Here is a 16,328-nt window from a genome sequence, read left to right on the forward strand (position 1 = left end):
TGTGAATGATCCACGCATAGCCTCCGTTTTCCTGTCCATACTATATTTTGTTTCCAAAAAACCACCGTGGGAGGAATTATATAGATGAAAGCAACAGGTATTGTCCGCAGGATCGATGACTTAGGTCGTGTCGTAATACCAAAAGAAATTCGACGTACCATGCGAATCCGAGAGGGCGACCCACTGGAAATTTACACGGAGCGGGACGGCAGTGTGATTTTTAAAAAGTATTCCCTGCTGGGCGGGCTGACCGAATTTGCTGCCCAGATGTGCGAGACCCTCAACCGCACCACAGGAAGGATCGCGGTGATCACCGACCGGGACAACATTATCGCCCTGGCCGGTGCGCCCCGGCGGGAGCTGCTGGACAAGCAGATCGCCCCCGAGCTGGAGCGGCTGATGGAGAGCCGGCAGATCTACCAGCATAAGGTTGGCGAGATCGGCGTGCCCCTATGCGCCGAGGAGGGACGGTTTTTCCTGGATACCGTGGCCCCCATTTTGTCAGAGGGGGATGTGCTGGGCAGCGTGGTATTCACCGCGCCGGAGGAAAACCTCACCGGAGGCGAGGTGGAGTACAAGCTGGCCCAGTCCATCGCTGTGTTCCTGGGGAAGCATATGGAGGGCTGATGGCCGATACCTTAAATAAAATACGCCTCTTCGCCGGGGAAACCGGCAGAGAGGCGTATGGAACACAACAAAACAACATGAAAACAGCGCCGGCCAATGGCCGGCGCTGTTGATCTCACAGAGGCTCAGCCCTGGGAGATGGCGCTCATGGGGCAGCTATCGGCGCAGGAACCGCAGTCCAGGCAAGCGCCGGCGTTGATCTCGTAGTGGTCAGCACCCTGAGCGATGGCGCCCACGGGGCAGGCATCGGCGCAGGAACCACAGCTGATGCAGGCATCGCTGATGACATAGGCCATTGGAAAACACCTCCCTAAAATTCTACACTACATTCTATCACATCTTTTCAAAATTGCAATGCTAATTTTTGAAAAAGCGGGCATAGTTAGAGAAGACCCTGGCGGGCTTCCGGATATTTCCGGGACGTGCGCCAGGATATGGAACATCTGGAGGGATCAATATGGCCGATTGCCGTTTTACATCCACTGCCCTGGGGGCCATTCGTCTGGCCCAGGAGAACGCCGCCCGTCTGGGACACAGCTATGTAGGCAGTGAACATCTGCTGCTGGGGCTGGCCAGCCAGGAGTACAGCACTGCCGCCCGTCTGCTGCGGGAGGAGGGAGCGGGCAGCCCCCGCCTGCGGGTTTGTATCGCACAGCTGGTAGGCACAGGGGTGCCCGGGCGCACTCTCCACCAGGGGCTGACCCCCAACTGCTGCCAGGCCATTCAGCAGGCGGCAGCGGAGGCCAAAAAGCTGGGACAGCCGGCAGTCAATGCGGAGCATCTGCTGCTGGGCCTGCTGCGGGACAGTACCAGTTCAGCTGTACGGCTGCTGGGGGAGTGCGGGGTGGACCGTGCCCGGCTCAGTCAGCGCTTGTCCGCCGCCCTGGGAGGCGAGGATAGCATCTCCAGGGTCATGCGCAGCCGGGAGCCGGAGCGCAGCGGAGGAGACACCCGCCAACTGGACCAGTGTGCCCGGGACCTTACCGCCATGGCCGGCCAGGGTCAGCTGGACCCGGTGATCGGCCGGGAGGCGGAGCTGGAGCGTCTGATCCAAATCCTCTCCCGCCGCACGAAAAACAACCCCGCTCTCATCGGAGAACCCGGCGTAGGCAAAACCGCGGTGGTAGAGGGATTGGCTCTGGCCATTGCCGACGGCACCGCACCTGCCCATTTGTTGGGTAAACGGGTGTGCGCCCTGGATCTGTCCGCCATGGTGGCAGGCACCAAGTACCGGGGGGAGTTTGAGGAGAAGCTCAAGCACGTGCTTCAGGAGGTGCGCCGGGCGGGCAATGTGATTTTGTTCATCGATGAGCTGCACACCATCGTGGGGGCAGGCAGCGCGGAGGGAGCCATTGACGCGGCCAACATCCTGAAACCTGCCCTCTCCAGGGGAGAGATTCAGGTCATCGGCGCCACCACCTTGGATGAGTACCGCAAATATATTGAAAAGGACTCCGCCCTGGAGCGCCGCTTCCAGCCCATCACGGTGCGCCAGCCCACCCGGGACCAGACGCTGGCCATTCTCCGGGGACTGCGGGGGAGGTATGAGGCCCACCACCACATCACCATCTCGGACAAGGCTCTGGAGGCGGCGGTGGACCTGTCCATTCGCTATCTGCCCGAGCGGTTTTTGCCGGACAAGGCCATCGACCTGATGGACGAGGCGGCCTCCCAGGCCCGGTTGTCCAGCCATACGCTGCCTCCCGAGCTGCAGCGTCTGGAACAGCGGGCGGTCCAGGCGGGGCGTCAGCTTACCCAGGCCATCCGCAAGCAGGATTTTGAAAAGGCGGCCATGCTCCGGGATGCGGAGGGGGACTTCCGCAAGGAACTGGAAGCGGGGAAAAAGCGCTGGCGGCAGGGACATCCCCAGAAAACTGTTGAGGAGAGCCACATCCGGGCGGTGCTGTCCCAGTGGACCGGCGTACCGGTGAGCGACCCCACTCAGCACGACCGAAAGGCGCTGGAGGAACTGGAACAGTCCCTGGAGCGCACGGTGCTGGGCCAGGAGCAGGCGGTAAAGACGGTGGCCCGGGCGGTACGCCGGGGAAGGCTGGGGCTGAAGGACCCCAGAAGGCCGGTGGGGTGCTTTTTGCTGCTGGGTCCCAGCGGCGTGGGCAAGACTCAGCTGTGCCGCAGTCTGGCCCAGACCCTGTTCGGCAGCTCGGAAGCTCTCATCCGCTTTGACATGTCGGAATATATGGAGGCACACAGCGTCTCCCGCCTCATCGGCTCGCCCCCCGGCTATGTGGGTCACGAGGAGGGAGGACAGCTTACCGAGCGGGTGCGGCGCAGCCCCTGGTCGGTGGTATTGTTGGACGAGCTGGAGAAGGCCCACCGGGATATCTGGTCGGTACTGCTGCAGGTGATGGAGGAGGGAGTGCTCACCGACAGTCAGGGACGAAAGACCGACTTTCGGAATACCGTATTGGTGATGACCTCCAACCTGGGGGCGCGGCACTTCCAGCAAAAGACCCGTCTGGGCTTTGGGAGCGGGACGGAGAGTGACCGGAAAGCCCTGGAGGGGGAGGTACTCTCCGAGGCGAAACAGACCTTTGCCCCGGAGTTTCTAAACCGTCTGGACGCCGCTCTGGTGTTCCATCCCCTGGGGGAGGAGACACTGGTATCCATTACCCGGCAGCTGCTGGATGAGACCGGCAAACGGTTGGAGAGTTTGGGGGTCACCATGCAGGTAGAGGAGGACGCGGTGCGGCTGCTGGCCAAGAAGGGCAGCCACCGGGACTATGGGGCACGGCCGCTGCGCCGGGCCATTGCCGCCTGGGTGGAGGACCCTGCCGCCGACCTGCTGCTGTCCGGCCAGTGCCAGCGGGGAGGCGGACTGCATGTGCTGGTACAGGAGAATCGGGTGCGGGTGGAGTGCCTGACGGGAGGAAACTCTGCATATGATATGATCTAATTTTTAAAATTAGATTTAGTAATTTTGCTTATTGATTTTGCTGAAGAGGAGGACTATACTATGGAACATAGAAGAGCGTTTGACAGACCCACGCCAAATGCCTTTAATTGTGAGGTGTCTGATATGTTCCATGAAACTGCAGTTCCGGCCAGACCTTTGATTTCTGTGCCCCGTCCCCGGAGGCGGAAAGAGGTGCGGGACCCCTATGACGGCCTGCGGCCCTGGTCAGCGATTACCCACGGGATTGGAGCGGCGCTGGCGGTGGTAGGGACGGTATTTCTCACCGTTCAGTCCGCGTGGATGGGCAAATGGGGAAACCTGGTGCTCTTTCTGATTTACGGGTTATCTATGGTGTGCCTGTACACGGCCAGCACCCTGTACCACTGTGTGAATACCACCCGTTCCAAGCGCATTGCCCTGCGTAAATATGACCACTGCTCCATTTATCTGCTCATTGCCGGCAGCTACACCCCCGTATGCCTCACGGTGCTGCGGGAAGATGGCGGACTGCCCATGCTTATTGCCATCTGGGGCCTGGCTGTGGCCGGCGTGGTGCTTACCATCGCCAAGCTGGATATCCCCCGGTGGCTCACCAGCGTCATCTACCTGGTGATGGGATGGCTGGCCCTGTTCGCCATCGTTCCTCTGTCCCAGCGGATGCCTGGGCTGGGTATGTTCTGGCTCATTCTGGGCGGAGTTTTATACACGGTGGGCGGTGTGCTCTATGCGGTGAAGTGGCCCGGGCGCAGCAACCCCCGCTTTGGCTGCCACGAGATTTTCCATGTATTCATCCTCCTGGGCTCCATTGCCCACTTTATGATGATGGCTCAGGTCATTGCTTATCTTTAAATAAAAAAGTCCCGGAAGCGATTGCTTCCGGGACTTTTTTTACATCTCCAGAGGGTGGATCTCCTTGCGGTAGACCCGGCGCAGGAACAGGGCAGACAGGCCTACGGAGAACAGCTCCGCAATGGGGAAGGCCCACCAGACGACGGCCAACCCACCGATGCGGGACAGAAGGAAAGCTACAGGCAGCAGTACCATCAGCTGACGCACGACCGATACCACCAGGCTGAGCACGCCGTGGCCCAGAGCCTGGAATACGGAGGAGCAGACGATGGCAAATCCGGCAAACAGGAAGCTCAGGGAGATGATCCGCAGAGCGGGCACACCGATGGTGAGCATATCGCCGGTGTCCTGTTCGGAGCGGAACAGATCCAGCAGCACATTGGGCAGGAACTGGAAAATCAGCAGGCCGATGAACATGATGGACACGGCGTAGATGACGCTGAGCTTGACGGTGCGCTTGATGCGGTCAGGGCGGCGGGCGCCGTAGTTGTAGGCCACAATGGGCACCATGCCGTTGTTAAGACCAAACACAGGCATGAACACAAAGGACTGGAGCTTGAAGTATACACCGAAAACCGCGGTAGCGGTGGTGGTGAAGGCGATCAGGATCTTGTTCATGCCGAAGACCATCACCGAGCCGATGGAGGACATGATGATGGAGGGAACGCCCACGGCGTAGATGTGGCCGATGATGGAGGCCTGGGGGCGGAAGCCCTTCAGGCTCAGCTGTACGTCGGGGTTGCGGGTGGCGTTGATGACCACCGAGACAAGGGCGGCAATGATCTGGCCCAGTACGGTAGCCAAGGCGGCGCCGGCCACCTCCATGCGGGGCAGACCGAACAGACCGAAGATCAGGATGGGGTCCAGTACGATGTTGATGATGGCGCCCAAAGCCTGGGTGAACATGGTGTACAGGGTACGGCCGGTGGCCTGGAGGATACGCTCAAAGGTGATTTGGAAGAACATGCCCACCGACAGTACGCACACGATGAACATGTAGCTCTCGCCATAGTCTACGATGGCCTGCTTGTCCGTCTGGATGGCAAAGAACAGCCGGGAGCAGGTCAGACCGATGAGCATAAAGACCAGGTAGCTGACCGCAGCCAGAAACAGGCCGTTCATGGCGGCGGCATTGGCCCGGTCCTGACGCTTTTCGCCCAAACTCTTGGACAGCAGGGCGTTGATACCTACGCCGGTACCTACTGCCACGGAAATCATCAGGTTCTGAATGGGAAAGGCCAGGGAGACAGCGTTCAGGGCGTCCTCACTGAGCTGGGCCACGAAGATACTGTCTACTACGTTGTACAGTGCCTGGACCAGCATAGAGATCATGATGGGGATGGACATGGACAACAGCAGCCGGTTGACCGGCATGGTGCCCATTTTGTTTTCTGCGGGCTTGTTTTGGCTCATCGTGCAAACTCCTTCTCTCTCAATCCGGTGGCAAATGCTACCACCCAAAAGGGCCAAAGAAAAGACGACTTGTCGAAACAAGTCGTCTTTTCTAACTGGTGCGGCTGACGGGAGTCGAACCCGTACGCCCGTCCGGACACAAGCACCTCAAGCTTGCCAGTCTACCAATTCCAGCACAGCCGCAAACAGGCGGTCTATTGAAAACCGCCTTATCATTATAGGGCGGAAGGCGCGATTTGTCAATGCTTTTTTCGCGGAGAAATTATTTGCCCTGCCGCTCCTGCATGGCCTGATGTTCCCAGCGCAGCTCCTGCCACAGCTGCTGGGAGGTCCAGTCCCGGTTGGTGGGGGTAAGCACCGCTTTCAGGGGAATGGGGGGCAGTTTGGCGCGCTTCATGGCGCCCAGCAGGCGGTCCAGCTGAGGACCGGTAAGGGAGCAGAACACCAGCATGGGGTCGGAAAATTCCTCCTCCACTCCTGCGGATTCTCCGCTGCCCTCCAGCACCTGGGCGAGGGGAAGGCCATACTGGCCGGGCTCCACCTCCTTCATGCGCAGCTTCTGCATCACAAATACCTGGCGCAGCTTGCTCCACTGTGGGCCGGAGCAGTTATAGAGCAGTACGGTTTCGCCTGCCATAGAGATACCTCCGATCTGAAAAAGCCCGGGCGGCAGAGCCGCCCGGGCCCGGTTTATAGATGTTTTACACGTTGGCCAGGGCCTGCTCCAGGTCAGCGATGATGTCCTTGGCATCCTCAATGCCAACGGAGAAGCGTACCAGGTCGGGAGAGACACCGGCGGCAGCCAGCTCCTCGTCGGTCATCTGACGGTGAGTGGAGGAGGCGGGATGGAGCACGCAGGTCTTGGCGTCAGCCACGTGGGTGGCGATGGAGGCCAGCTTCAGCCCGGCCATGAACTTCTCAGCCGCGGCACGGCCGCCCTTCACGCCGAAGATGACCACGCCGCAGGTGCCGTTGGGCAGATACTTCTGGGCGCGCTCGTGGTACTTGTCTCCGGGCAGCCCGGCATACTGCACCCAGGCGATCTTCTCGTGGCTCTGGAGATACTCGGCCACAGCCTGAGCGTTCTCGCAGTGCTTTTTCATCCGCAGAGGAAGGGTCTCCAGACCGATGTTCAGCAGGAAGCAGTTGTTGGGGGAGGGGATGGAGCCCAGGTCACGCATGAGCTGCACGGTGGCCTTGGTGATGAAGGCGCCCTCCAGACCGAAACGCTCGGTGTAGGTGACGCCGTGGTAGCTCTCGTCGGGGGTGGTGAGGCCGGGGAACTTGTCGGCGTGGGCGTTCCAATCAAACTTGCCGCTGTCCACAATGGCGCCGCCCACGGTGAGGGCGTGGCCGTCCATGTACTTGGTGGTGGAGTGGGTGACGATGTCGCAGCCCCACTCGAAGGGACGGCAGTTCACCGGAGTGGCAAAGGTGTTGTCCATGATCAGGGGCACGCCGTGAGCGTGGGCAGCCTTGGCAAACTTCTCAATGTCCAGGATGGTGAGGGCGGGGTTGGCGATGGTCTCGCCGAAGACTGCCTTGGTGTTGGGCCGGAAAGCGGCGTTGAGCTCCTCCTCGGAGCACTCGGGGTCCACAAAGGTGAACTCAATGCCCATACGCTTCATGGTGACGGCGAACAGGTTAAAGGTGCCGCCGTAGATGGAGGTGGAGGAGATCACGTGGTCGCCGCAGCCGGCGATGTTGAAGATAGCATAGAAGTTGGCCGCCTGGCCGGAGGAGAGGAGCATGGCGGCGCTGCCGCCCTCCAGAGCGGCGATCTTGGCCGCCACGGTATCGTTGGTGGGGTTCTGCAGGCGGGTGTAGAAGTAGCCGCTGGCCTCCAGATCGAACAGCTTGCCCATCTCCTCGCTGGTCTCATAGCGGAAGGTGGTGGACTGGACGATGGGGAAGTTGCGGGGCTCCCCGTTGCCGGGACGATAGCCGGCGTGGAGGCATTCAGTGGCGATCTGATAGTTGCTCATGGAAACTCCTTCTTTCTGTTCTTCAAGCCCGTTTCCGGGCGCTTTATCACATTCAACTGATAATGTATAAGGGTAACGAGATTTGGACCATTTGTCAAGAGGTCTCCTGGGGGAGCCACGCAGGATCCAGCACTGCTTCCTGGGAGGTCATGGTCTGGTGGCTGCGGGAGTGGTAGGTGTGGCCGTCGGACTGGATCTGCACCGAATCCACCCCGGCGATCTGGCTCATGGTGAGGACCAGACAGTAGTCGGCCAGGGCAAGGGATACGTCGGCCAGACCGCCGTACTGCTCCGAGAGATTCAGGGTGAGAAGGCCGTCGGACAGCTCCCAGCTGATCAGTGTCACGCCTTGCGGGAAGGGAGAGACCAGTCCATTTTGAGTGGGACCGGCCATGAGAGCGGCGAAGAGCTCTTCCACACCGGGTTCCTCTCTGCCGGGGTAGTTCTGGCCCGCAATGGCCGCGCCGTGGGTGGAGGTTTCCGGATCCACCCGGAAATAAAGCTGATAGCCGCCGTTTTTCGAGCTGGTTTTACAACCGGACAGGGTCAGCAGCAGGACCAGCAGCAGAACAAAGACACGCCTCATGAGAAGTCACCTCCCACCTCGGGGGTCTCGCAGGGAAAGCCCACGGTGAACACGCTGCCTTCGCTCTGGCGGCGCTGGGCGGTGACCCAGCCGCCGTGGCGGCGCACCGTGTCCCGCACGATGGACAGCCCAAGACCGGTGCCGCCGGCAGCCCGGGAGCGTGCCTTGTCCACCCGGTAGAAGCGGTTAAAGACCTTGGGCAGCTCGTCCTCCGGAATACCAACGCCGGTGTCGGCTACCTCCAGCAGCACCTGGTCCCCATCCCGGCGCACGGTGACAAAGACTCGGCCGCCGGGGAAGTTATACTTGATGGCGTTTTCGATGAGGTTAAAGCAGATCTGGTACAGGTCGTCCTCGGTACACCGCAGGGTGCAGCCGGGTTTCCAGTTGGCCTCCACCGTCACGTCGGCAGCCTCGGCCACCGGGGTGAGCATGTTGATAGCCCGCTGGGCCACCTGGGCCATGTCCACGATCTGTGTCTCGCCCACCGGCAGGCTGTCCAGCCGGGTGAGGGCCAGCAGGTGCTCGGTGATACGGGTGAGGCGCTCGGCCTCGTCGCCAATGTCTCCCACAAAGTCCCGCACCGTCTCCGCGTCCATCTCCTGGTTTTGCAGGATGGAGTCGGCCAGAAGGCGGATGGAGGCCAGCGGGGTCTTGAGCTCATGGGAGGCGTCAGAGACAAAGCGGCGGCGGATCTCCTCTGTGGTCTGGAGACGGTCGGTGAGCTGGTTGAATTCCTCGGCCAGATGGGCCAGTTCGTCCTTGCCCGAGGGCTGGAGACGGTGGCCGTACTCCCCTTCACCCACGATGCGGATGGCGCCCAGCAGAGCGCCGATGCGGGAGGTGAGCACTTTGGAAAATAGAAAACTAATGGTCAGGGCGATGGCCACCAGCACCAGAGAGATAGAGCGCAGGTTCTGCTGCAGATTCATCAGAAGAGCGCCCTGGGTGGTGTCCTCCTCGGTGAGGTAGATGGCGCCGATGGTCATGCCGCGGTAGACGATGGGACAGGCGGCGGTGGAGAGAAAGCGGCCATCCTGATACTGAGAGTAGACCACGTCATTTCCCTCCAGAGCCAGTACCACCTCCTGAAACAGGGCGTAGCGGTATTCCTCCTCCGGCTGAGCGTCTGGCTGGCTGCCTTCGGACTCCTCCTCCGAGTTGGACTGGGCCAGACTGTCGTAGAGAATGAGACCGGAGGGATCGGTGACCAGCACCCGGCTCAGGCCGGTGCTGTCCAGCATATTCATGACCCTGGCCACCTGGTCGGCATTGAGGGACTCCAGCTCCATGAGGGCGGAGGCCATCACCGCGGCCTGATTTTTCAGGGAGTCCCGCTTGGAGGAGAAGAGCAGGTTCTGGGAGGCGATGAGAGGGTAGGTGTTCAGCAGCACCAGCACCACCGCCAGAATGGCCAGATAGCTCATGGCGTATTTGACCTGCAGCCGGGAGAAGAAGGGGATCTTCTGCTGGGCCTTGCCCGGGGTTCGGCTATCCAAGGGGCGGCCCCTCCTTTCCTGGAATCATTTCTTTTGTTCGGGGTGGCTGCTGAGATAGTAGCCCACCCCCCACTTGGTGCGGATATACTGGGGGTTGGCCGGATCCAGCTCCAGTTTTTCCCGCAGCCGCCGCACATGGACGTCCACCGTGCGGTAGTCCCCGATATACTCATAGCCCCACACCACGTTGAGCAGGTTCTCCCGGCTGTACACTCGGCCGGGGTTGCGCATGAGAAGCTCCATCAGGTCAAATTCCTTGGCGGTAAGGTCCACGCTCACCCCGTCCTTCCAGGCGGAGCGCTCGTTGGGATCCAGACGGATGTGGCCCACGGTGAGCTGGCCGGCCGCCTGGTGCTGGACCGCCGCGCCCGAGCGGCGCAGCAGAGCACGCACCCGTGCCTTCAGCTCCAGAATGTTGAAGGGCTTTGTGATATAGTCGTCCGCGCCGCACTCAAAGCCGATGATTTTGTCGGTGTCCTCGCTGCGGGCGGTGAGCATGATAATGGGCACGTTGGAAAACTCCCGGATACGCATGCAGGCCTGGAGCCCGTCGATCTTGGGCATCATCAGGTCCAGGATAATGAGGTCGAACTTGCCCTCCCGGGCCAGCTCCACCGCCTCCTCACCGTCGTAGCCGGTCTCCACCTGATAGCCCTCATTTTTTAAGTTGAAGGTGATTCCCTTCACCAGGACGCGCTCGTCGTCCACCACTAATATTTTTGCCATATGATAAAGCTCCCTTGTCAATCTAAGGTGATATAGTCCAAAAGCCCCTCCAGGGTGGCTTCGCCAATGCCGGAGACCTCCAGCAGCTGCTCTGCGCTCTGGAAGGGACCGTGCTCGGTGCGGTAGTCCACGATGGCCTGGGCCTTGGTGGGACCGATGCCGGGCAGGCGGTCCAGCTCATACAAGTCGGCGGTGTTTACCGGGATGCGCTCCCCCTCCAGAAGGCTTTCGGGCTGGCTGCTCTCCCCGGTCTGTGTCTGCTCCGCGGAGGAGACTGCGGTGCTCTGGCTGTGCTGGACGGTGACCGTGTAGGGGTCACTTGCGGTGCGGCTGGCAAAAAACCAGCCCGCGGTGAAGAAAACAAAGGCGGCGGTGAGTCCAAGAGCCGCGGCCTCATACCGGGAAATACCAGCCATTTTTTCCGCTCCTTCCGCTTGCGGCGGCGTGATTGGTTTGCTATAATAAATTTATCTGTCATTGAGAAGAACCCGGACGATGGGGGTGCCGGACCCTCTGAACCTATATTATATCATACATATGGAGAATTTCCCATGAAAAAATATCGCCTTTTTGCCCTGGTGCTGGTGGTCTCCATAATGACCACCCTGCTGCTGCCCTTCCAGTCCCTGGCACTGGAGCCGCCGGAGTTTCACGGCAAGAACGCCATCCTGGTGGACGCCAACTACGACGAGATCCTTTACGAGGTAGGCGGCCACGACAAGGTCTACCCCGCCAGCATCACCAAGGTGATGACCGCCCTGCTTACCCTGGAGGCCATTGAGTCGGGCAAGCTTACCGCCCAGACCCAGATCACAGCCTCTGCCACGGCCGCCACTATCCCCAAGGGCAGCTCTACGGCAAACATCAAGGCTGGAGAGGTGCTGACGGTGGAGCAGCTTCTGTACTGCCTGCTGCTCCCCTCGGCCAATGAGGCCGCCCAAATTCTGGCCGAGACGGTGGGCGGTGACATCGACACCTTTGTGGGCATGATGAACGACAAGGCCAAGGAGCTGGGATGCGAGAACACCCACTTTGCCAATCCCCACGGCTTCCATGACCCGGACCACTACACCACGCCCTATGACATCACGCTCTTTATGAAGGCGGCCATGGAGTACGACCTGTTCCAGAAGATCGTCACCAGCCCCAACTACACCATCCCTGCCACCAACCTCAGCGAGCAGCGCACCGTGCGCAATACCAACGCCCTTACCTCCAACTGGACGTACACCGGCTACCTCTATGCGCCTGGTACCGGCGGCAAGACGGGCAGCACCGACGAGGCAGGCAAGTGCCTGGTGGAGACCGCCAAGAAGGGGGACACCTACCTCATCTCCGTGGTCATGGGTGAACCGGAAAAAGTTACCCTGGCCGATGGCACAGAGGTGGTGGCGCAGTTCTATGATACCATCCAGCTGCTGAACTGGGGCTTTGAGAATTTCCAGCGCACCGTCATTTCAGAGGACAGTGAGGTAGTGGCCAAGGTGAATGTCACCCTGTCTACCCAGAGCGACCAGGTGATGGTGCGGCCCTCGGGCTCCATCGCCCGCACCCTGCCCAAGGACGTGAAGGTGGACGAGATGGAGAAGGTCATTAACCTCTTCAACGACACCGTGGAAGCTCCGGTGGAGCAGGGCCAGGTACTGGGTACCATGGTACTGAAATATCAGGGCGAAGAGTACGGCACCCTGGATCTGATCGCCGACAGCTCGGTGGAGCGCTCGGAGCTTCTCTACCGCCTGGACCGCATCCAGAAGTTCTTCCAGAACTGGTGGGTCAAGCTGCTGCTGGTGATCGTTGTGGTGGCCGTGGTGGCTCTGCTGCTGCGGATCTTCGTTTTCAGCAAGCGCCGCCGCTATGCCGGTGCAGGCGCCAGCCGGCGGGGCCGTTACAGCGGACGCCGCCGCAGATAAACAGAATAAAAGAACAGCCTCCCGGCTTAGCCGGGAGGCTGTTTGCTTACTTGGAGAAACGGAACACGGTGGTGTGGTCCCAGGTTTCACCCGGGCGCAGCACGCAGGAGGGGAAATTGGGGTGGTTGGGGCTGTCGGGGTAGAACTGAGTCTCCAGACACACGCCCTCCCGGTTGTGGTAGGTGACGCCGCCCTTGCCGGTGGGGCAGCCGGCCAGGAAGTTGGCTGCGTAGCACTGAACGCCGGGCAGGGTGGTCTCCACCTCCATGGTGATGCCGCTCTTGTCGCCCACCAGCCGGGCGGCGGGACGGAGGGTGCCCATGGGGCCGTCAATGACCCAGTTGTGGTCGTAGCCGCCGCAGTGCAGCAGCTGAGGGAAGAGACGGTCGATGCGCTGGCCGATGGTGTGGGGATAGAGGAAGTCCATGGGAGTGCCCGCTACCTCTTCGATCTTTCCGGTGGGGATGCTGCCGGGGACCACGGGGGTGTAGTGGGCGGCGTGGAGGACCAGTGTGTGGTCCAGCACGGTGCCGCTGTTGTGGCCGTTGAGGTTAAAGTAGGTGTGGTTGGTGAGGTTGCAGACGGTGGGGCGGTCGGTGGTGGCCTGATAGTGGGCCACCAGAGCGGTGTCCTCCAGGGTATAGGTCACCTGGGCGGTGAGGGCGCCGGGGAAGCCCTCCTCCATGTCCTGGCTGTGGTAGGTGAAGCGGACCCCATTGGGCACCTCGTCAGCCTGCCATACCCGGGTGGAGAAACCGGTGGGGCCGCCGTGGAGATGGTTGTCTCCGTCGTTGACAGCCAGGGTGTATTCCACACCGTCCAGGGTGAAGCGGCCGGCGGCAATGCGGTTGGCATAGCGGCCCACGGTGGCGCCCAGGTATTTATCCTGGCTCTCATAGGCATCCAGAGTATCATAGCCCAGGGCCACATCCACCATCTTGCCCTCCTTGTCCGGAACATTCAGGGAGACGAGGGTAGCGCCGTAGGTGAGGAAGGTGCAGGAGAGCTGGTCGTTGTCCAGGGTGATGATCTCCACGGCCTGGCCATCCCGGGTCTGTCCAAAGGGTTTGCGCTGCATAATGAGGACCTCCTATTTTAATTTAAAATCAAAGATCAAAACAGAACTGCCAGAGACTGGGTGTAGGGGGGACGGCAGATCCCCTTTTCGGTAATAATGGCGGTGATGAGGGTGTGATCGGTGACGTCGAAGGCGGGGTTATAGCACGTTATTCCTGCCGGAGCCTGGGGCTCTTTATAAAAGAGAGAGCGGATCTCCTCTCCGCTGCGCTCCTCGATAGGGATATCTGCCCCGGTGGGGCAGCTTAAGTCGATGGTAGAGGTGGGGCCCAGCACGTAGAAGGGGATGTGGTAGTGGTGGGCCAGGATAGCCACACCGCTGGTGCCAATCTTGTTGGCGGTGTCCCCGTTGGCGGCCACCCGGTCGCAGCCCACCATGCAGGCCTGCACCCAGCCGTTTTTCATCACCAGGGAGGCCATGTTGTCACAGATGAGGGTGACGTCTGCCCCCGCCTGCTGGAGCTCATAGGCGGTGAGTCGAGCTCCCTGGAGGAGAGGGCGGGTCTCGTCGGCAAAGATCTTTAGGGGGAAGCCCTCTTTGGCTGCCAGGTGGAGGGGACCCTGTCCGGTGCCGTAGCAGGAGGTGGCCAGAGGCCCGGCGTTGCAGTGGGTGAGCACTCCGTCTCCCGGGTGGAGCAGAGAGAGACCGTAGCGGGAAATTTTCTCGCACATGTCCATGTCCTCTGCTTGGATGGCCAGAGCCTCCGCCTCCAGCCGGTCCAGAAGCTCCGGCAGGGGGAGGGGCAGCTCCAGCAGGGCGGTCATGCGCCGCAGTGCCCAGGACAGATTCACCGCCGTGGGCCGGGAGGAGGCAAGATAGTCCGCCTGCTCCCGCAGCCAAGTGTCAAAAGCGGGGCGCTCCATCTGGGGGCGCTGATGGGCCAGGGCGGACAGGCACATACCTGCGCACACCCCGATGGCAGGGGCGCCCCGCACCCGCAGGGCGTGGATGGCCTCGTACATCTCCCTGGCAGTGGTCAGGGTGAGAAAGACCCGGCGTGCGGGCAGCTGGGTCTGGTCCAAAATGATGACGCCGGTCCCGTCGGGGCTAAGGCGGACATTTTCCGGAAGGTCAGTCATGGGGTTCCTCCTTTGTTCGGGGCTGGGCCAGGGTGCGGTAGTGCTCCGACAGGCCCCGGATAGCCTCTACCTGCTGCTCAGTCAGGGGGACACCCTCCCCCAGCAGGGCGATGTTCAAATAGATCTTTGCCGTGTGCTCCAGCTGTTCCATGCGGTCAAAGGCGCTCCACAGGTCGCTCCCCCAGGTGAGGGCACCGTGGTTGGCCAGCAGCACCCCGTTGTGGTCATGGACAAAGGGCAGGATACTTTCCGGCACCTCCGGGGTGGAGGGCAGGGCGTAGGGGGCCACCGGGATGGGGCCCAGACCGCTGACCACCTCGGTGAGGTAGGGGATATCCAGGGGACGGCGGCAGGCGGCAAAGGCGGTGGCAGCGGCTGGGTGGGCGTGGACCACCGCACCCACGTCGGGACGGGCGGCGTAGACCGCCCAGTGCATGGGAGCCTCGGAGGAGGGGTGCCGGTTCCCCTCTAAGACACGGCCCTCCCCGTCGCACACCACCAGCATCTCGGGGGTGATGCGGCCCTTGCTCACCCCGGAGGGGGTGATGAGAAAGCGGCCGTCCTCCAGGCGCAGGGAGAGGTTCCCGTCGTTGCTGGCCACATAGCCCCGCTGGTAGAGGAGGTGGCAGGCCTCGCACAGCTGGGATTTGGCAAAGGCCAGGGCGCTGGGTGCGCCCTGGCCCGGTATGTAACCGCTCACAGGAAAATCTTGCTGGGGGCACGCCGTCCGGCGTACTGGTCCTCCAGCTCATGCTGGTGGTAGAGGTAGCCCTCGTGATCGAAGTACTTGGCGCCCTTGGGGCACTTCTTCACGCAGGCGCAGCACTTGATGCACTTGCCCACCACATTGGATACGTCGTTGGGGTCGATGGAGCCCATGGGGCACAGCCGGGCGCACAGACCACACTTGACGCACTTGTCCAGGTCAGTCTTGGGCTTGGCCTTCAAAAAGTCCTTGATGGGCTCGCCGTGGCGGTCCCGGGGGGTGTAGTAGGGGCGGATGGGGTCGCAGCCCTCCACCTCCACCGCCTGGGTGGGGGCTTCGGTGAGACCTTTCACCTTCTCAGCGGCCTTGTGGGCCAGCTCGTCCACCAGGGCCATGTCGTCGGCATCGGGACGGCCCGCGCCCAGAATGGTGGAGAAGGAGTGCTCGCCCACGAAGGCGCCGGCGGCAACCGGCATGAAGCCGTTGTCACGCATGACATTTTTCAGCTCCATCAGGCCGTCGTCAAAGTTGCGGTTGCCGTAGAGCACCACAGGGATGGCCAGGGCGCCATTGCCCTTCACCTTGTCCCGCACATAGGGCAGCAGCAGGTTGGGCACCCGTCCGGCGTAGACGGGCACGCCCATGACCACCAGGTCGTCGGGGCCGAAGGTGAGCTCGTCCTCCCGGCTCTTGGGCAGGTTGAAGCTAAAGGTCTGGTACTGAGCGCCCAGCTCCTGGGCCACAGTCTTGGCCAGGGTGGTGACCACCTTCTCGGTGGTGCCGGTGGCGCTGAAGTACACCGACCAGACGGTTTTGATCTCCATGATGTAATAACCTCCTACAATATAGTTACGGTTTAAGGCGCGGCAGCCAGCCGCGTCTTTTTCCATCTCAAAGCTGAAGCTGTTAGAATGGGAGAGTAAATGGTCTGACAGTAATCACCTTGGGCCAGC

General features: G+C 61.3%; 16 protein-coding genes and 1 tRNA gene. 4 read left to right on the forward strand and 13 right to left on the reverse strand.

The window, feature by feature from the left end:
* Positions 1 to 84: 84 nt before the first annotated feature.
* Complete coding sequence (locus ACEVJL_RS07430) at positions 85 to 627, forward strand: stage V sporulation T C-terminal domain-containing protein (RefSeq protein WP_008981605.1); 543 nt, start codon at positions 85 to 87, stop codon at positions 625 to 627.
* 125 nt (positions 628 to 752) lie between these two features.
* Here ACEVJL_RS07430 and ACEVJL_RS07435 read toward each other — a convergent pair whose 3' ends face one another.
* Positions 753 to 923, reverse strand: coding sequence for a DUF362 domain-containing protein (locus ACEVJL_RS07435; protein WP_008981606.1), 171 nt, complete (start codon positions 921 to 923; stop codon positions 753 to 755).
* 161 nt (positions 924 to 1,084) lie between these two features.
* Here ACEVJL_RS07435 and ACEVJL_RS07440 point away from each other — a divergent pair, with 161 nt between their 5' ends.
* Together ACEVJL_RS07440 and trhA are read left to right on the forward strand one after the other, a co-directional pair.
* Entirely contained in the window at positions 1,085 to 3,541 is a 2,457-nt protein-coding gene (locus ACEVJL_RS07440; protein WP_374737357.1) for an ATP-dependent Clp protease ATP-binding subunit, read from the forward strand.
* A gap of 60 nt (positions 3,542 to 3,601) precedes the next feature.
* Complete coding sequence (gene trhA, locus ACEVJL_RS07445) at positions 3,602 to 4,390, forward strand: PAQR family membrane homeostasis protein TrhA (RefSeq protein ID WP_374737358.1); 789 nt, start codon at positions 3,602 to 3,604, stop codon at positions 4,388 to 4,390.
* 39 nt (positions 4,391 to 4,429) lie between these two features.
* Here trhA and ACEVJL_RS07450 read toward each other — a convergent pair whose 3' ends face one another.
* From ACEVJL_RS07450 to ACEVJL_RS07485, 8 genes are all read right to left on the reverse strand, one after another.
* Positions 4,430 to 5,803, reverse strand: coding sequence for an MATE family efflux transporter (locus tag ACEVJL_RS07450; RefSeq protein ID WP_374737359.1), 1,374 nt, complete (start codon positions 5,801 to 5,803; stop codon positions 4,430 to 4,432).
* A 96-nt stretch (positions 5,804 to 5,899) separates the two neighbouring features.
* Positions 5,900 to 5,986 (reverse strand) — tRNA-Leu (locus ACEVJL_RS07455).
* A 79-nt stretch (positions 5,987 to 6,065) separates the two neighbouring features.
* Positions 6,066 to 6,440, reverse strand: coding sequence for a DUF3783 domain-containing protein (locus ACEVJL_RS07460; protein ID WP_374737360.1), 375 nt, complete (start codon positions 6,438 to 6,440; stop codon positions 6,066 to 6,068).
* Positions 6,441 to 6,504: 64 nt separating this feature from the next.
* The gene (locus ACEVJL_RS07465) at positions 6,505 to 7,788 is read right to left on the reverse strand and encodes an O-acetylhomoserine aminocarboxypropyltransferase/cysteine synthase family protein (RefSeq protein ID WP_374737361.1); all 1,284 of its coding nucleotides are present in this window, start codon (positions 7,786 to 7,788) and stop codon (positions 6,505 to 6,507) included.
* 94 nt (positions 7,789 to 7,882) lie between these two features.
* Positions 7,883 to 8,374, reverse strand: coding sequence for a GerMN domain-containing protein (locus ACEVJL_RS07470; protein WP_008981612.1), 492 nt, complete (start codon positions 8,372 to 8,374; stop codon positions 7,883 to 7,885).
* Entirely contained in the window at positions 8,371 to 9,873 is a 1,503-nt protein-coding gene (locus ACEVJL_RS07475; RefSeq protein WP_235395551.1) for a sensor histidine kinase, read from the reverse strand. The genes ACEVJL_RS07470 and ACEVJL_RS07475 overlap by 4 nt, the downstream gene beginning before the upstream one ends.
* 24 nt (positions 9,874 to 9,897) lie before the next feature.
* Positions 9,898 to 10,599: a response regulator transcription factor gene (locus tag ACEVJL_RS07480; RefSeq protein ID WP_020989891.1), complete on the reverse strand. Its 702-nt coding sequence runs from the start codon at positions 10,597 to 10,599 to the stop codon at positions 9,898 to 9,900.
* 17 nt (positions 10,600 to 10,616) lie between these two features.
* Positions 10,617 to 11,015 carry a ComEA family DNA-binding protein gene (locus ACEVJL_RS07485; RefSeq protein WP_374737362.1) on the reverse strand — a complete coding sequence of 133 codons (399 nt, stop codon included), beginning with the start codon at positions 11,013 to 11,015 and terminating at the stop codon, positions 10,617 to 10,619.
* Between the two features lie 135 nt (positions 11,016 to 11,150).
* Between ACEVJL_RS07485 and ACEVJL_RS07490 the strand changes: the two genes are divergently transcribed.
* Complete coding sequence (locus ACEVJL_RS07490) at positions 11,151 to 12,512, forward strand: D-alanyl-D-alanine carboxypeptidase family protein (protein ID WP_374737363.1); 1,362 nt, start codon at positions 11,151 to 11,153, stop codon at positions 12,510 to 12,512.
* Positions 12,513 to 12,558: 46 nt separating this feature from the next.
* Here the strand turns inward: ACEVJL_RS07490 and ACEVJL_RS07495 are convergent, their stop codons facing one another.
* The 4 genes from ACEVJL_RS07495 to ACEVJL_RS07510 are packed head-to-tail and all read right to left on the reverse strand — an operon-like array spanning position 12,559 to position 16,199.
* The gene (locus ACEVJL_RS07495) at positions 12,559 to 13,590 is read right to left on the reverse strand and encodes an aldose epimerase family protein (protein ID WP_374737364.1); all 1,032 of its coding nucleotides are present in this window, start codon (positions 13,588 to 13,590) and stop codon (positions 12,559 to 12,561) included.
* A gap of 35 nt (positions 13,591 to 13,625) precedes the next feature.
* Positions 13,626 to 14,669 (reverse strand): S-methyl-5-thioribose-1-phosphate isomerase, encoded by a 1,044-nt coding sequence (gene mtnA / locus ACEVJL_RS07500; RefSeq protein WP_374737366.1) that lies wholly within the window; start codon positions 14,667 to 14,669, stop codon positions 13,626 to 13,628.
* Complete coding sequence (locus ACEVJL_RS07505; RefSeq protein WP_374737368.1) at positions 14,662 to 15,369, reverse strand: class II aldolase/adducin family protein; 708 nt, start codon at positions 15,367 to 15,369, stop codon at positions 14,662 to 14,664. The genes mtnA and ACEVJL_RS07505 overlap by 8 nt, the downstream gene beginning before the upstream one ends.
* Positions 15,366 to 16,199: an EFR1 family ferrodoxin gene (locus ACEVJL_RS07510; protein ID WP_374737369.1), complete on the reverse strand. Its 834-nt coding sequence runs from the start codon at positions 16,197 to 16,199 to the stop codon at positions 15,366 to 15,368. Before ACEVJL_RS07510 ends, ACEVJL_RS07505 begins: the two co-directional genes overlap by 4 nt.
* Positions 16,200 to 16,328: the final 129 nt, after the last annotated feature.

The sequence above is a fragment of the Flintibacter porci genome (assembly GCF_041925195.1).
Taxonomy (GTDB): Bacteria; Bacillota; Clostridia; order Oscillospirales; family Oscillospiraceae; genus Lawsonibacter; species Lawsonibacter porci.

Excerpts from the sequence above, each read along its gene's own strand:
- ACEVJL_RS07435 (WP_008981606.1), bottom strand. The coding sequence starts at position 923 with ATGGCCTATGTCATCAGCGATGCCTGCATCAGCTGTGGTTCCTGCGCC.
- ACEVJL_RS07495 (WP_374737364.1), bottom strand. The coding sequence starts at position 13,590 with ATGCAGCGCAAACCCTTTGGACAGACCCGGGATGGCCAGGCCGTGGAG.
- ACEVJL_RS07480 (WP_020989891.1), bottom strand. The coding sequence starts at position 10,599 with ATGGCAAAAATATTAGTGGTGGACGACGAGCGCGTCCTGGTGAAGGGA.
- ACEVJL_RS07485 (WP_374737362.1), bottom strand. The coding sequence starts at position 11,015 with ATGGCTGGTATTTCCCGGTATGAGGCCGCGGCTCTTGGACTCACCGCC.
- ACEVJL_RS07450 (WP_374737359.1), bottom strand. The coding sequence starts at position 5,803 with ATGAGCCAAAACAAGCCCGCAGAAAACAAAATGGGCACCATGCCGGTC.
- ACEVJL_RS07470 (WP_008981612.1), bottom strand. The coding sequence starts at position 8,374 with ATGAGGCGTGTCTTTGTTCTGCTGCTGGTCCTGCTGCTGACCCTGTCC.
- mtnA (WP_374737366.1), bottom strand. The coding sequence starts at position 14,669 with ATGACTGACCTTCCGGAAAATGTCCGCCTTAGCCCCGACGGGACCGGC.
- ACEVJL_RS07440 (WP_374737357.1), top strand. The coding sequence starts at position 1,085 with ATGGCCGATTGCCGTTTTACATCCACTGCCCTGGGGGCCATTCGTCTG.
- ACEVJL_RS07460 (WP_374737360.1), bottom strand. The coding sequence starts at position 6,440 with ATGGCAGGCGAAACCGTACTGCTCTATAACTGCTCCGGCCCACAGTGG.
- trhA (WP_374737358.1), top strand. The coding sequence starts at position 3,602 with ATGGAACATAGAAGAGCGTTTGACAGACCCACGCCAAATGCCTTTAAT.
- ACEVJL_RS07465 (WP_374737361.1), bottom strand. The coding sequence starts at position 7,788 with ATGAGCAACTATCAGATCGCCACTGAATGCCTCCACGCCGGCTATCGT.
- ACEVJL_RS07490 (WP_374737363.1), top strand. The coding sequence starts at position 11,151 with ATGAAAAAATATCGCCTTTTTGCCCTGGTGCTGGTGGTCTCCATAATG.
- ACEVJL_RS07430 (WP_008981605.1), top strand. The coding sequence starts at position 85 with ATGAAAGCAACAGGTATTGTCCGCAGGATCGATGACTTAGGTCGTGTC.
- ACEVJL_RS07510 (WP_374737369.1), bottom strand. The coding sequence starts at position 16,199 with ATGGAGATCAAAACCGTCTGGTCGGTGTACTTCAGCGCCACCGGCACC.